Origin of the sequence: Citrobacter sp. Cpo147 (assembly GCF_030332405.1) — a bacterium.
Classification (GTDB): Bacteria; Pseudomonadota; Gammaproteobacteria; order Enterobacterales; family Enterobacteriaceae; genus Citrobacter; species Citrobacter portucalensis.
Genome location: NZ_JAOWHX010000031.1, coordinates 251,925 through 267,580, shown reverse-complemented (window position 1 = coordinate 267,580; position 15,656 = coordinate 251,925). Strand labels below are relative to the sequence as shown.

Annotated in this window: 12 protein-coding genes; 11 read left to right on the top strand and 1 reads right to left on the bottom strand. The window is 55.5% G+C overall.

Features of this window, described 5'->3' with window-relative positions; genetic code table 11:
• Positions 1-76 precede the first annotated feature (76 nt).
• From iscS to sseB, 9 genes are all read left to right on the top strand, one after another.
• Entirely contained in the window at positions 77-1,291 is a 1,215-nt protein-coding gene (gene iscS, locus OGY06_RS11065) for a cysteine desulfurase (protein ID WP_003835233.1), read from the top strand.
• Positions 1,292-1,316: 25 nt separating this feature from the next.
• Complete coding sequence (iscU, locus tag OGY06_RS11060) at positions 1,317-1,703, top strand: Fe-S cluster assembly scaffold IscU (RefSeq protein WP_002913991.1); 387 nt, start codon at positions 1,317-1,319, stop codon at positions 1,701-1,703.
• Positions 1,704-1,723: 20 nt separating this feature from the next.
• Positions 1,724-2,047 carry an iron-sulfur cluster assembly protein IscA gene (gene iscA, locus OGY06_RS11055; protein WP_003835203.1) on the top strand — a complete coding sequence of 108 codons (324 nt, stop codon included), beginning with the start codon at positions 1,724-1,726 and terminating at the stop codon, positions 2,045-2,047.
• A 108-nt stretch (positions 2,048-2,155) separates the two neighbouring features.
• Positions 2,156-2,671 (top strand): co-chaperone HscB, encoded by a 516-nt coding sequence (hscB, locus tag OGY06_RS11050; RefSeq protein ID WP_286605311.1) that lies wholly within the window; start codon positions 2,156-2,158, stop codon positions 2,669-2,671.
• A 15-nt stretch (positions 2,672-2,686) separates the two neighbouring features.
• Positions 2,687-4,537, top strand: a complete 1,851-nt coding sequence (hscA, locus tag OGY06_RS11045; protein WP_003838439.1) for a Fe-S protein assembly chaperone HscA — start codon at positions 2,687-2,689, stop codon at positions 4,535-4,537.
• Position 4,538: 1 nt separating this feature from the next.
• Complete coding sequence (gene fdx, locus OGY06_RS11040) at positions 4,539-4,874, top strand: ISC system 2Fe-2S type ferredoxin (RefSeq protein WP_003037690.1); 336 nt, start codon at positions 4,539-4,541, stop codon at positions 4,872-4,874.
• Positions 4,875-4,885: 11 nt separating this feature from the next.
• Entirely contained in the window at positions 4,886-5,086 is a 201-nt protein-coding gene (gene iscX / locus OGY06_RS11035; protein ID WP_003037694.1) for a Fe-S cluster assembly protein IscX, read from the top strand.
• A gap of 61 nt (positions 5,087-5,147) precedes the next feature.
• A complete protein-coding gene (pepB, locus tag OGY06_RS11030; RefSeq protein WP_008785461.1) occupies positions 5,148-6,431 on the top strand; it encodes an aminopeptidase PepB in 1,284 nt (427 codons plus the stop codon).
• 70 nt (positions 6,432-6,501) lie between these two features.
• Positions 6,502-7,278, top strand: a complete 777-nt coding sequence (gene sseB / locus OGY06_RS11025) for an enhanced serine sensitivity protein SseB (protein ID WP_063941713.1) — start codon at positions 6,502-6,504, stop codon at positions 7,276-7,278.
• Between the two features lie 43 nt (positions 7,279-7,321).
• Here sseB and sseA read toward each other — a convergent pair whose 3' ends face one another.
• A complete protein-coding gene (sseA, locus tag OGY06_RS11020) occupies positions 7,322-8,167 on the bottom strand; it encodes a 3-mercaptopyruvate sulfurtransferase (protein WP_063941712.1) in 846 nt (281 codons plus the stop codon).
• Between the two features lie 206 nt (positions 8,168-8,373).
• Between sseA and OGY06_RS11015 the strand changes: the two genes are divergently transcribed.
• Complete coding sequence (locus OGY06_RS11015; RefSeq protein ID WP_286605309.1) at positions 8,374-13,308, top strand: alpha-2-macroglobulin family protein; 4,935 nt, start codon at positions 8,374-8,376, stop codon at positions 13,306-13,308.
• The gene (pbpC, locus tag OGY06_RS11010; RefSeq protein WP_286605307.1) at positions 13,309-15,621 is read left to right on the top strand and encodes a peptidoglycan glycosyltransferase PbpC; all 2,313 of its coding nucleotides are present in this window, start codon (positions 13,309-13,311) and stop codon (positions 15,619-15,621) included. It abuts the gene before it with no gap.
• Positions 15,622-15,656: the final 35 nt, after the last annotated feature.

Sequence of the window (15,656 nt, the reverse complement as noted above, 5' to 3'; positions counted from 1 at the left end):
CCCCGTTAACTCGGTCGTACATCCAGCCGGTTGCCTGATTCCTTGCATTGAAGCGATGTACGGAGTTTATAGAGCAATGAAATTACCGATCTATCTCGATTACTCCGCAACCACGCCGGTGGACCCGCGTGTTGCCGAGAAAATGATGCAGTGTCTGACCCTGGACGGAAACTTTGGTAACCCAGCGTCTCGTTCACACCGTTTCGGCTGGCAGGCTGAAGAGGCGGTAGATATCGCCCGTAACCAGATTGCCGACCTCGTGGGCGCTGACCCGCGTGAAATCGTATTTACTTCCGGTGCGACTGAATCCGATAACCTGGCGATTAAAGGTGCAGCCAACTTTTATCAGAAAAAAGGCAAGCACATCATCACCAGCAAAACCGAACACAAAGCCGTGCTGGATACCTGTCGTCAGCTGGAGCGCGAAGGGTTCGAAGTTACCTACCTCGCCCCGCAGCGTAACGGCATTATCGACCTGAAAGAACTTGAAGCGGCAATGCGTGACGACACCATCCTCGTGTCCATCATGCATGTGAACAACGAAATCGGCGTGGTGCAGGATATCGCGACTATCGGCGAAATGTGCCGTGCTCGCGGCATCATCTATCACGTTGATGCGACCCAGAGCGTGGGCAAACTGCCTATCGATCTGAGCCAACTGAAAGTTGACCTGATGTCCTTCTCCGGCCACAAAATCTATGGTCCGAAAGGTATCGGCGCGCTGTACGTTCGTCGTAAACCGCGTATTCGTATTGAAGCGCAGATGCACGGCGGCGGTCACGAGCGCGGTATGCGTTCCGGTACGCTGCCTGTGCACCAGATCGTCGGTATGGGTGAAGCTTACCGTATCGCTAAAGAAGAGATGGAAACCGAGATGGCGCGCCTGCGCAGTCTGCGTAACCGTCTGTGGAATGGCGTGAAAGATATGGAAGAGGTGTACCTCAACGGTGACCTCGAGCAGGGCGCACCAAACATTCTCAACGTCAGCTTCAACTTTGTTGAAGGCGAGTCGCTGATTATGGCGCTGAAAGACCTGGCTGTATCCTCCGGTTCTGCATGTACTTCTGCAAGCCTGGAGCCATCCTACGTGCTGCGCGCGCTGGGGATGACCGACGAGCTGGCACACAGCTCAATTCGTTTCTCTTTAGGTCGTTTCACTACCGAAGAAGAGATTGACTACGCCATCAATCTGGTTCGCAACTCCATCGGCCGCCTGCGCGACCTTTCTCCGCTGTGGGAAATGTTCAAACAGGGCGTGGATCTGAACAGCATTGAATGGTCACATCACTAATCGGTACCGATAAGGAGAATTCAGCATGGCTTACAGCGAAAAAGTAATCGATCATTACGAGAATCCACGTAACGTGGGCTCTTTTGACAACAGCGACGAGAACGTGGGCAGCGGCATGGTGGGTGCACCGGCCTGTGGCGACGTGATGAAGTTGCAGATCAAAGTCAACAATGAGGGTATCATTGAAGACGCGCGTTTCAAGACTTACGGCTGCGGTTCCGCTATTGCTTCCAGCTCTCTGGTTACCGAATGGGTAAAAGGGAAATCTCTGGACGAAGCACAGGCGATTAAAAACACCGATATCGCCGACGAGCTTGAACTGCCACCGGTGAAAATTCACTGCTCTATTCTGGCTGAAGACGCGATTAAAGCCGCGATTGCGGATTACAAAAGCAAACGTGAAGCAAAATAATTAAGAGTTGAGGTTTTATTATGTCGATTACCTTAAGCGACAGTGCAGCAGCGCGTGTAAATACCTTCCTGGCAAACCGCGGTAAAGGGTTTGGTCTGCGTCTGGGCGTGAGAACCTCCGGCTGCTCAGGTATGGCCTATGTACTGGAATTTGTTGACGAGCCGGCGGCTGAAGATACCGTGTTTGAAGACAAAGGCGTAAAAGTCGTGATCGACGGTAAGAGCCTGCAATTCCTCGACGGTACGCAGTTAGACTTCGTCAAAGAAGGTCTGAACGAAGGGTTTAAGTTCACTAACCCGAACGTGAAAGACGAATGTGGATGCGGCGAAAGCTTCCACGTGTAACGCGCTTACTGATAACCCCACCGTGGTCGCCTGCGCGTGGGGTTTGTTTTACCTGACTCTCTGGTTTTGCCTCATCGAACAACAGAGAATCGATGCCCTGAGAATGTTATGGACTACTTCACCCTCTTTGGCTTACCGGCCCGTTATCAGCTCGATACTCAGGCGCTGAGCCTACGTTTTCAGGATCTACAACGTCAGTATCATCCTGATAAATTCGCCAGCGGTTCCCAGGCGGAACAACTTGCTGCGGTTTCGCAGTCCGCCACTATCAACCAGGCCTGGCAAACGCTGCGTCATCCTTTGATGCGCGCCGAATACTTATTGTCTTTACACGGTTTTGATATCCGCAGCGAGCAGCACACGGTGCGCGATACCGCGTTCCTGATGGAGCAACTTGAGCTGCGTGAAGAGCTGGACGAGATTGAACAGGCAAAAGACAGTCAACGTTTAGATGCGTTTATGAAATGCGTCAGCGAAATGTATAACGTTCGCCATCAACTGATGGTGGAACAGCTGGATAGCGAGACGTGGGACGCAGCGGCAGATACCGTGCGTAAGCTGCGTTTTCTCGATAAACTGCGAAGCAGTGCAGAACAACTCGAAGAAAAACTGCTCGATTTTTAATTTCCGGAAGCGAAAATGGCCTTATTACAAATTAGTGAGCCTGGTCTGAGCGCCGCGCCGCACCAGCGTCGTCTGGCGGTAGGTATCGATTTAGGCACTACCAACTCCCTGGTTGCGACCGTACGCAGCGGCCAGGCCGAAACGCTGGCAGACCATGAAGGTCGCCACCTGTTGCCGTCAGTGGTTCACTATCAGCAGCAGGGCTACTCTGTCGGTTACGATGCCCGCGCCAATGCAGCGTTGGATACGGCAAACACCGTCAGCTCGGTAAAACGCATGATGGGCCGCTCTCTGGCGGATATCCAGGCGCGTTACCCGCATCTGCCATATACGTTCCAGGCGAGCGAAAACGGTCTACCGATGATTGAAACCGCTGCCGGTTTGCTTAATCCGGTGCGCGTCTCCGCTGATATTCTGAAAGCGCTGGCCGCGCGGGCTACCGAATCGCTGTCCGGCGAACTGGACGGCGTGGTAATCACCGTTCCGGCTTACTTTGACGATGCACAGCGTCAGGGGACCAAAGACGCCGCGCGTCTGGCGGGCCTGCACGTATTGCGTCTGCTGAACGAACCGACCGCAGCGGCGATCGCGTATGGTCTGGACTCCGGTCAGGAAGGCGTGATCGCAGTCTACGATCTTGGCGGCGGTACGTTTGATATTTCTATTCTGCGCCTGAGCCGTGGCGTGTTTGAAGTGCTGGCGACCGGCGGTGATTCCGCGCTCGGCGGCGATGATTTTGACCATCTGCTGGCCGATTACATTCGCGAGCAGGCGGGCGTGGCCGATCGCAGCGATAACCGCGTACAGCGTGAACTGCTGGATGCCGCGATTGCAGCGAAAATCGCACTTAGCGACGCTGATTCTGTAACGGTTAACGTGGCTGGATGGCAGGGTGAAATCACCCGTGAAACCTTTAATGAACTCATTTCCGCACTGGTCAAGCGTACGCTGCTGGCCTGCCGTCGCGCGCTGAAAGATGCGGGCGTGGAGCCGCAAGATGTGCTGGAAGTTGTGATGGTTGGCGGTTCAACGCGCGTGCCTCTGGTACGTGAACGCGTCGGTGAATTTTTTGGCCGCACGCCGCTGACCTCTATTGACCCGGACAAAGTGGTAGCTATCGGTGCGGCAATCCAGGCGGATATTCTGGTCGGAAATAAACCGGACAGCGAAATGCTGCTGCTGGACGTTATCCCGCTGTCTCTGGGACTGGAAACCATGGGCGGTCTGGTGGAGAAAGTGATCCCGCGTAACACCACTATCCCAGTGGCGCGCGCGCAGGACTTTACCACCTTTAAAGATGGCCAGACCGCGATGTCCATTCACGTGATGCAAGGCGAGCGTGAACTGGTGCAGGACTGCCGTTCTCTGGCGCGTTTTGCGCTGCGCGGCATCCCGGCATTGCCAGCAGGCGGCGCGCATATCCGCGTGACCTTCCAGGTGGATGCCGATGGGCTGCTGAGCGTCACCGCCATGGAGAAATCCACCGGCGTTGAGTCCTCAATCCAGGTTAAACCGTCCTACGGTCTGACCGACAGTGAAATCGCCTCCATGATTCAGGATTCGATGAGTTTTGCCGAGCAGGACGTAAAAGCCCGTATGCTGGCAGAACAGAAAGTCGAAGCGGCACGCGTACTGGAGAGTTTATCCGGTGCGCTGAACGCTGATGCCGCGCTGTTAAGCGCCGCAGAACGTCAGGCTATCGACACCGCCGCCGCGCACTTGAGCGAGGTTGCACAGGGTGACGATGTTGACGCGATAGAACAAGCCATTAAAAACGTAGACAAACAAACCCAGGAATTCGCCGCTCGCCGCATGGACAAATCCGTCCGTAGCGCGCTGAAAGGCCATTCCGTGGACGAGGTTTAATATGCCAAAGATTGTTATTTTGCCTCATCAGGATCTCTGTCCCGATGGCGCAGTTCTGGAAGCTGAGACCGGCGAAACCATTCTCGACGTTGCCCTGCGTAACGGGATCGAGATTGAACACGCCTGTGAAAAATCCTGTGCCTGCACTACCTGCCACTGCATCGTGCGTGAAGGTTTTGATTCTTTGCCGGAAAGCACAGAAGAAGAAGACGACATGCTGGATAAAGCCTGGGGACTGGAGCCGGAGAGCCGTTTAAGCTGTCAGGCGCGGGTAACCGAGGACGATTTAGTGGTCGAAATCCCACGTTACACAATCAATCATGCGCGTGAGCATTAACAGAGGGTAGTATGGGACTGAAGTGGACCGATAGCCGCGAAATCGGCGAGGCGCTGTATGACGCTTTCCCCGATCTCGATCCCAAGACCGTTCGTTTCACCGATCTGCACCAGTGGATCTGTGACCTGGAAGAGTTCGATGATGATCCTCAGGCATCGAACGAAAAAATCCTTGAGGCCATTTTGCTGGTCTGGCTGGACGAAGCCGAATAAGTCAACGGGCTGCCCACGGGTGGCCCGTTTTCCTGTATGCGCGAAAATAAGGATAAATAAAATGACAGAAGCCATGAAAATTACGCTTTCCACGCAACCCGCCGATGCCCGCTGGGGTGAAAAGGCGACATACAGCATTAATAATGACGGCATTACCCTGCACCTGAACGGAAAAGATGACCTCGGCCTTATCCAGCGTGCCGCGCGTAAAATCGACGGCCTGGGTATTAAACACGTTCAACTGGATGGTGAAGGCTGGGATACCGAACGTAGCTGGGCGTTCTGGCAGGGCTACAAGGGACCAAAAGGCACCCGCAAAGTTGAGTGGGCCGCTCTGGACGAAGCGCAGCGCAAAGAGCTGGATAGCCGTCTGAAGATTATTGACTGGGTGCGCGATACCATTAACGCCCCGGCAGAAGAGCTGGGCCCTGAACAGCTGGCGCAGCGCGCTGTTGATCTGCTGTGCTCCGTCGCGTGCGATAACGTCTCTTACCGCATCACCAAAGGTGAAGATCTGCGCGAGCAGAACTACATGGGTCTGCATACCGTGGGTCGCGGCTCTGAACGTCCGCCGGTGCTGCTGGCGCTGGACTACAACCCAACAGGCGACAAAGAAGCCCCGGTTTATGCCTGCCTGGTTGGTAAGGGAATTACTTTTGATTCCGGTGGTTACAGCATCAAGCAAAGCGCATTTATGGACTCAATGAAGTCCGACATGGGCGGTGCGGCAACGGTCACCGGCGCGTTGGCATTTGCCATCACCCGTGGTCTGAACAAGCGCGTGAAGCTGTATCTGTGTTGCGCGGATAACCTGATTAGCGGCAACGCCTTTAAGCTCGGCGATATCATTCACTATCGCAACGGTAAAAAAGTTGAAGTGATGAATACCGATGCCGAAGGACGTCTGGTGCTGGCCGATGGCCTGATCGATGCCAGCGCGCAGAAACCGGAGCTGATTATTGATGCTGCCACGCTGACCGGCGCGGCGAAAACCGCGCTGGGCAATGATTACCACGCGCTGTTTAGCTTTGATGATCAGCTGGCTGCTCGCCTGCTGGCAAGTGCGGCGCAAGAAAACGAACCGTTCTGGCGTCTGCCGCTGGCAGAGTTCCACCGTAGTCAGTTGCCGTCTAACTTTGCCGAACTGAATAACACCGGCAGCGCGGCTTACCCGGCTGGTGCAAGCACCGCGGCGGGCTTCCTGTCCCATTTCGTGGAAAACTACCAGCAGGGCTGGCTGCATATCGACTGCTCCGCAACCTATCGCAAAGCGCCGGTTGAGCAGTGGTCTGCGGGCGCAACCGGTCTGGGTGTGCGCACGATTGCGAATCTGCTGACCGCATAATTTATTACTGTATTGCCGGATGGCGCTACGCTTATCCGGCCTACATGTATTCATCCAATTTGTGATACTTATGTCCGAAACAAAAAACGAATTAGAAACGTTGCTGGAGCAAGCGGCAACAGAGCCTGCGCATCGTCCGGCATTTTTCCGTACTTTACTGGAATCCACAGTCTGGGTGCCGGGTACTGCATCAGAAGGCGAGGCGGTGGTTGAAGACAGCGCTCTCGACCTGCAGCACTGGGAAAAAGAAGACGGCACGACCGTGATCCCGTTCTTCACCTCTCTGGAAGCCCTGCAACAGGCGGTGGAAGATGAGCAAGCATTTGTCGTTATGCCGGTGCGTACGTTGTTTGAAATGACGCTCGGCGAAACGCTGTTTCTCAACGCGAAACTGCCGACCGGCAAAGAGTTTATGCCGCGTGAAATCAGCCTGCTGATGGGGGAAGAGGGGAATCCGCTCAGCACCCAGGAAGTACTGGAAGGCGGTGAATCGCTGATCCTCTCTGAAGTCGCTGAACCTCCGGCGCAAATGATTGACTCGCTGACTACGCTGTTTAAAACCATTAAGCCGGTAAAACGCGCGTTTCTCTGCTCAATCAAAGAAAGCGCGGAAGCCCAGCCGAATCTGCTGATTGGTATTGAAGCAGAAGGGGATATTGAAGAGATCATCCACGCTGCTGGCAGCGTCGCGACCGATACGCTGCCGGGCGATGAACCTATTGATATCTGCCAGGTGAAGAAGGGTGAGAAGGGCGTGAGCCACTTTATCACTGAGCATATCGCACCGTTCTACGAACGCCGCTGGGGCGGTTTCCTGCGCGACTTTAAACAGAACCGGATTATCTAAATTGTAGGCCGGATAAGCGAAGCGCTATCCGGCTTTTCCAGCTTTATAATTGCGGTTCTACCGGTAAATCGTTGCGTGCTCCCCATTCGCTCCATGCGCCGTCATACAATGCGACGTCAGAAACGCCCAGCGTGGCAAGTGCCAGCACCACGACGGCAGCCGTTACGCCGGAGCCGCAGCTGGCGATAATAGGGCGGTCAAAGCTCACGCCGTGGCTGAAGAAAATAGCATCCAGCTCATCGGTGGTTTTCAGTTCGCCGTCACGAACCAGTTCTGTCCACGGTACGTTAAGCGCACCCGGCACATGACCACGTTTCAGACCAGGACGCGGCTCGTCAACTTCGCCATTAAAACGCGCAGCCGGACGGGCATCGACGATCTGCGCCGTTTTTTCATGACTGGCCAGCAGTACATCGGTAACGCGCACTACTGCGTCAGGCGTAAAGGCCACGTTAAATTCACCTTCAGGTAAATCCTCATCGCCTTCCTTGAGCATTAGCTCATCGCGCTTCCAGCCTGCCAGACCGCCTGCCAGAATGGAGACATTTTCGACGCCAAATGTCCGCAGCATCCACCATGCGCGTGGCGCGGAAAACAGATTACCGTCATCGTAGATAACCAGATGCTTATCCTGATCAACGCCCAGCTCGCGCATCGCAACGGCAAAGGCTTCGGGGCGTGGCATCATATGCGGTAGCGGTGAGGTATGATCGGAAAGCGCTTCAATATCAAAAAATACTGCGCCAGGAATATGGCCCTCACGATACTCCTCGCCAACATCGCGATCTTCCTGTCCTGGAGGTGCCATCCGGGCATCAAGAATTTGTATTTCCGGGTCGTCAATGTGTTCGGCAAGCCAGTCGGCAGCGACAAAGAAGGCGGTGGTCATAGGCATCTCCATTTTTACCAGGTTTTGGCAAATTGTCGGATGTTTACCGTAAAGCGACAAGTAAAACAGGCTGATTTGTCAGGTGAATCCACATTAATCACTTAAATTAAGACAACGTTGTTCAGTTACTGACTTCCACAGCCGGAAATCTGACGCATAATAGTTGTTCTACGTAGCTAACGGGCCACTACGGCCAGGGATGAAAAATGAAACATTTACGCGTAGCGGCCTGCATGCTGATGCTGGCACTGGTCGGGTGCGATAATAATAACGAAAAATCACCGACGGCTGCGAAACCTGATGCACCTGCGCCACAGACTACGCCAGCAAAAGATAAAGCTCAATTACAAAAGCTGGTGCAGCAAAGCCAGGGCAAGTCGCTGACGCTGCTGGATGCCTCAGAGGTCCAGCTCGACGGTGCGGCAACGCTCGTTTTGACCTTCTCTATTCCCCTCGATCCAGAACAAGATTTTTCCCGCGTCGTGCACGTTGTTGATAAAAAAAACGGCAAAGTGGATGGTGCCTGGGAGCTGGCGCCAAATCTGAAAGAGCTGCGCTTACGCCATCTGGAACCTAACCGGGAACTGGTGGTGACCATTGAGCGTGATTTGCTGGCGCTGAATAAAGCGACGTTCGCTATTGATTATGAAAAAAACATTACCACCCGCGATGTACAGCCAAGCGTAGGGTTTGCCAGTCGCGGCTCGCTGCTGCCGGGAAAAGTAATTGAAGGCCTGCCGGTAATGGCCCTCAACGTTAACAGCGTGGATGTGAACTTCTTTCGCGTGAAGCCTGAATCGCTCGGCGCATTTGTCAGCCAGTGGGAATACCGCAATTCGTTGACGAACTGGGAATCTGACAATCTGCTGAAAATGGCGGAACTGGTGTATACCGGACGCTTTGATCTCAATCCTGCGCGTAACACCCGTGAGAAGCTGCTGCTGCCGTTGAGCGATATCAAGCCGTTGCAGCAAGCAGGTGTTTACATCGCGGTGATGAATCAGGCTGGACAATACAACTACAGTAATGCCGCTACGCTGTTCACGCTCAGCGATATTGGTGTGTCTGCGCACCGTTACCATAATCAACTGGATGTCTTTACACAGAGTCTGGAAAATGGCGCTGCGCAGCAGGGTATTGAGGTCACGTTACTCAACGAAAAAGGACAGACGCTGGCGCAGGCTACCAGCGACGCGCAGGGTCATGTCAAACTGGAGACTGATAAAGACGCGGCTTTATTGCTGGCCCGCAAAGACGGGCAAACCACGCTGCTGGATTTGAAACTCCCGGCGTTGGATCTGGCTGAATTTGATATTGCCGGTGCACCGGGATACAGCAAACAGTTCTTTATGTTTGGTCCCCGTGACCTCTATCGTCCTGGCGAAACGGTGATCCTCAACGGATTACTGCGTGACAGCGACGGCAAAACGTTGCCCGACCAGCCGGTGAAGCTGGAGGTCGTAAAGCCCGACGGGCAAGTGTTACGTTCGGTGGTTAGCCAGCCGGAGAACGGTCTGTACCGCTTTAGCTGGCCGCTGGACACTAACGCGCCAACCGGTATGTGGCATATTCGTGCTAATACGGGCGACAACCACTCACGGATGTGGGATTTCCACGTCGAAGATTTTATGCCTGAGCGGATGGCGCTCAATCTCTCCGCCAATAAGATTCCGGTAGCTCCGGCTGATGAAGTGAAGTTCTCGGTAGTGGGCTACTACCTGTACGGCGCGCCCGCTAACGGCAATGCTCTGCAAGGACAGCTTTTCCTGCGCCCGCTGCGCGAAGCGGTGCAGGCATTGCCGGGGTTCCAGTTTGGTAATATTGCCGAAGAAAACCTGTCCCGCAGCCTCGATGAAGTTCAGCTTACGCTGGATGAACACGGTCGCGGCGAAGTGACCACCAACAGCCAATGGCAGGAGACGCATTCTCCGTTACAGGTGATCCTGCAAGCCAGCCTGCTGGAATCTGGTGGCCGCCCGGTGACGCGTCGGGCTGAACAAGCCATCTGGCCTGCGGACACGCTGCCGGGTATTCGTCCGCAGTTTGCGGCAAAAGCCGTCTATGACTACCGCACTGATACCACTTTGAATCAGCCTATCGTTGATGAAAACAGCAACGCCGCTTTCGACATTGTTTATGCCGATGCGCAGGGCGAGAAAAAAGCGGTGTCCGGTTTGCAGGTGCGTTTGATCCGCGAGCGCCGGGATTACTACTGGAACTGGTCTGAAGGCGAGGGCTGGCAATCTCAGTTCGATCAAAAGGATCTGGTTGAAGGTGAGCAGACTCTGGATCTTAAGGCCGATGAAACCGGTAAAGTCAGCTTCCCGGTTGAGTGGGGTGCCTATCGTCTGGAAGTGAAAGCCCCGAATGATGCGGTGAGCAGCGTACGATTCTGGGCAGGTTATAGCTGGCAGGATAACAGCGACGGCAGTGGGGCTGTGCGTCCCGATCGCGTGACTCTGAAACTGGACAAACCCAGCTATCGTCCTGGCGATACCATGAAGCTGCACGTTGCCGCTCCCGCTGCTGGCAAAGGTTATGCGATGGTGGAATCCAGCGAAGGCCCGCTGTGGTGGCAAGAAATAGACGTACCGGCGGATGGTCTCGATATCTCCATCCCAATCGATAAAACCTGGAATCGCCACGATTTGTATCTCAGTGCGCTGGTGGTTCGTCCTGGCGACAAGTCCCGTTCGGCCACGCCAAAACGGGCGGTCGGTTTACTGCATTTGCCGTTAGGTGATGAAAACCGTCGTCTGGCGCTGGCGCTGGAAAACCCGGCGAAAATACGGCCAAACCAGCCGTTGACCGTCAAGATTAAAGCCAGCGTCAAAAATGGCGACGTACCAAAACAGGTTAACGTGCTGGTCTCTGCTGTTGATAGCGGAGTGTTGAACATTACCGATTACGCCACGCCAGATCCGTGGCAGGCGTTTTTCGGGCAAAAACGCTATGGCGCGGATATTTATGATATTTACGGCCAGGTGATCGAAGGGCAAGGGCGGCTGGCGGCGCTGCGCTTTGGTGGAGATGGCGATGAATTAAAACGCGGCGGTAAGCCACCGGTTAATCACGTCAATATCGTGGCGCAACAGGCGCTGCCGGTCACGCTCAACGAGCAGGGCGAAGGTACGGTGACGCTACCGATTGGTGATTTCAACGGCGAGCTACGGGTAATGGCACAGGCCTGGACGGCGGATGACTTTGGCAGCAGTGAAAGCAAGGTGATTGTTGCCGCGCCGGTAATTGCTGAACTGAATATGCCGCGTTTTCTGGCGGGAGGCGATACCTCGCGCCTGACGCTGGACGTGACTAACCTGACTGACAAACCGCAAACGCTGAATATTAAGCTCGCGTCCAATGGCTTACTGGAGCTGATGGGGCAAGATCCTGCTCCGGTAAATCTGGCACCAGGCGTACGGACTACGTTGTTTATTCCGGTGCGTGCGCGGGAGGGGTTTGGCGATGGCGAAATTCAGGCAGAAATTAGCGGTCTGACTTTACCGGGTGAAACGCTGCCAGTTCAGCATAAACAGTGGAAGATTGGCGTGCGTCCGGCGTTCCCGGCGCAAACCGTTAATAACGGTGTCGCACTTCAGCCGGGCGCAACCTGGCAGCTTCCGGGCGAAGAACTGACCAATTTCTCCCCTGCAATGATGCAGGGACAACTGCTGTTCAGCGGTAAGCCGCCGCTAAATCTGGCGCGTTATATCCGCGAACTGAAGGCTTACCCTTACGGTTGCCTGGAGCAAACGGCGAGCGGGTTGTTCCCATCCTTATACACCAATGCTGCGCAATTGAAGGCGTTAGGTATTGTGGGCGACAGCGATGAAAAACGCCGTGCGGCAGTCGATATTGGGATTTCTCGTTTAGTGCAGATGCAGCGTGATAACGGCGGTTTCGCGCTGTGGGATAAAAACGGGTCGGAAGAGTACTGGCTGACCGCGTATGTCATGGATTTCCTCGTTCGGGCAAATGAACAGGGCTACAGCGTCCCGGTAGAAGTCATTAACCGTGGCAACGAGCGGCTGCTGCGCTATTTGCAGGATCCAGGAATGTTGTCGATTCGCTATACCGACGACTCTTCAGCAAGCCGGTTTGCCGTACAAGCATACGCCGCGTTGGTTCTGGCGCGTCAGCAAAAAGCCCCGCTCGGCGCATTGCGTGAGATCTGGGAGCGTCGTGCGCAAGCGGCCTCTGGTTTACCGCTGTTACAACTGGGAATCGCGCTGAAAAATATGGGCGATGCTAACCGCAGTGAACAGGCGTTGACGCTAGCGCTGAATACGCCGCGCCGCGATACGCAACAGTGGATGGCGGATTACGGCAGTGCGTTGCGGGATAACGCGTTGATGCTGGCCTTGCTCGAAGAGAACAAGCTCAAACCTGACGTGCAGAATACGCTGCTGAACACGTTGTCAGAACAGGCCTTTGGGCAGCGCTGGCTCTCGACTCAGGAAAATAATGCGTTGTTCCTTACCGCGCGTACGTTACAGGACTTGCCAGGCACATGGCAGGCGCAAACGTCATTCTCGGAGCAACCGTTAGCCGGGGAGAAATCACAGACGCGTAATCTGGATGCCGATGCGCTGTCTACGCTGAGCGTCACCAATACCGGTAATCAACCGCTGTGGCTGCGTCTGGATGTGAGCGGTTATCCGCAAACCTCACCGACGCCTGCCAGCAACGTTCTGCATATTGAGCGTCAAATCCTGGGGCTCGACGGAAACAGCAAATCGCTGGATTCGCTGCGCAGCGGCGAGCTGGTGCTGGTCTGGCTGGAGGTGAAAGCCAGCCAGAACGTGCCGGATGCACTGGTGGTTGACTTACTGCCAGCAGGACTGGAACTGGAAAACCAGAATCTGGCCAACGGCAGCGCCAGCCTGCAGGATAGCGGCAGCGAAGTGGCGAATCTGCTTAATCAGATGCAGCAGGCAGATATCCAGCACGTTGAGTTCCGTGACGATCGCTTTGTCGCTGCGGTGGCGGTCAATGAAGGACAACCGGTTACGCTGGTGTATCTGGCGCGAGCGGTGACGCCGGGGACCTACCAGGTTCCCGTCCCACAGGTGGAATCAATGTATGTTCCGCAGTGGCGCGCGACCGGTGCGACAGAGGGACTTTTGATTGTCAGACCGTAAATGATGCGCGGGTTGGGTAAACGCGGCTGCTGGCTCTGGCTGGCAGCCGTTGCGCTATTGATTGTGGCGGCAGTTTGGGCGGCAGATAAAATCTGGCCGCTGCCCTTGCACGAAATCGATCCTGCGCGGGTCGTGGTGGCACATGATGGTACGCCACTCTGGCGCTTTGCCGATGCCGAAGGTATCTGGCGGTATCCGGTAACGATTGATGAGGTGTCGCCCCGCTACCTTGAGGCGCTAATTAACTACGAAGACCGCTGGTTCTGGAAGCATCCCGGCGTCAATCCGTTTTCAGTACTGCGCGCAGCATGGCAGGACCTCTCCTCTGGGCGCGTGGTTTCGGGCGGCAGTACGCTCACCATGCAGGTCGCACGATTACTCGATCCTCATCCGCGAACCTTTGGCGGCAAGTTTCGCCAGCTCTGGCGCGCATTGCAGCTGGAATGGCATCTCTCCAAACGCGACATCCTGACACTGTATCTCAACCGTGCGCCGTTTGGCGGTACGCTGCAGGGTGTGGGGGCGGCAAGCTGGGCCTATCTTGGTAAATCACCCGCGCAATTGAGTTACTCCGATGCCGCGCTGCTGGCTGTTTTGCCACAGGCACCGAGTCGCCTGCGCCCGGACCGTTGGCCGGACCGTGCTGAAGCGGCGCGTAATAAAGTGCTCGAACGTATGGCGACCCAGGGCATTTGGCCTGCCAGACAGGTACAGGAGTCGCGTGAAGAGCCAGTCTGGCTGGCGCCAAGGCAAATGCCGCAGTTAGCGCCGTTATTCTCGCGCATGATGCTGGGAAAAAGCCGGAGCGATAAAATCGTGACTACCCTTGATGCCGGATTGCAGCGTCAACTGGAAGAGCTGGCGCAGAACTGGAAGGGGCGCTTACCTGCACGCAGTTCGCTGGCAATGATTGTGGTCGATCACACCGATATGAGCGTGCGTGGTTGGGTGGGGTCGGTAGATATGAATGACGACTCCCGCTTTGGTCATGTGGATATGGTGAATGCGATCCGTTCGCCAGGCTCGGTGCTGAAGCCGTTTGTTTACGGTCTGGCGCTGGATGACGGACTCATTCATCCCGCTTCGTTGTTGCAGGATGTCCCGCGGCGAACTGGGGACTATCGACCGGGGAATTTTGACAGCGGTTTTCATGGCCCGGTGAGCATGAGCGAAGCGCTGGTAAGGTCGTTGAATTTACCCGCCGTGCAGGTGCTCGAAGCCTATGGTCCGAAGCGCTTTGCCGCATCGTTACGTAACGTCGGCTTACCGCTGTATCTGCCCGCAGGGGCTGCGCCAAATCTGTCGCTGATTTTAGGTGGCGCGGGGGCAAGGCTGGAAGATATGGCCGCAGCGTACAGCGCCTTTGCCCGCCAGGGAAAAGCGGGAAAACTGCGTCTGCAGCCGGGTGACCCACTGCTTGAACGCCCGTTGATGTCGGCGGGCGCGGCGTGGATTATTCGCCGTATTATGGCCGACGAAGCCCAACCGCTGCCGGATAACGCGCTGAGCAGAGTGGTTCCGCTGGCGTGGAAAACGGGCACCAGCTATGGCTATCGCGATGCCTGGGCGATTGGCGTTAACGCCCGTTATGTGATCGGTATCTGGACTGGCAGACCAGACGGAACGCCGGTGGTGGGCCAGTTTGGATTTGCCAGCGCCGTGCCGCTGCTCACTCAGGTCAACAATCTTTTGCTCTCTCGCGGGACAAATCAGCCGGAAGATCCACGCCCTGAATCCGTGAGTCGCGGTGTGGTGTGCTGGCCGGGCGGGCAATCCCTTGCCCCTGGAGACAGCAACTGCCGTCGCCGTCTGGCAACCTGGTTACTGGATGGCAGTCAGCCGCCAACGTTATTATTGCCCGAGCAGGAAGGGGTTAATGGCATTCGTTTTCCTGTCTGGCTGGATGATGAAGGCAAACGTGTGGCGGCGGATTGCCCGCAGACGCACGAGCAAACGTTAATCGTCTGGCCGTTGCCGCTGGAGCCATGGCTACCGGAATCAGAACGCCGTGGGGCGAGATTACCGCCAGTTTCTGCCACGTGTCCGCCGCTGGGACAAGACGCTTCACAGCCGTTGCAGTTGACAGGTATTCGTGATGGCGCGATTGTGAAGCGTTTACCCGGTTCTGCTCAAGCCTCATTGCCGGTGCAAACCAGTGGTGGGAGCGGTGAACGCTGGTGGTTTCTTAACGGTGAAAGGCTGGAAGAACGTGGACGTCGTCTTACGCTACGGCTGGCGACTAAAGGGGATTATCAACTGCTGGTGATGGATGACGCTGGTCAGGTAGCGACGGTGAGATTTTCGATGCAGTAGACCAGTTGGTGACTGTTTGTTGCTAAAATTCATCT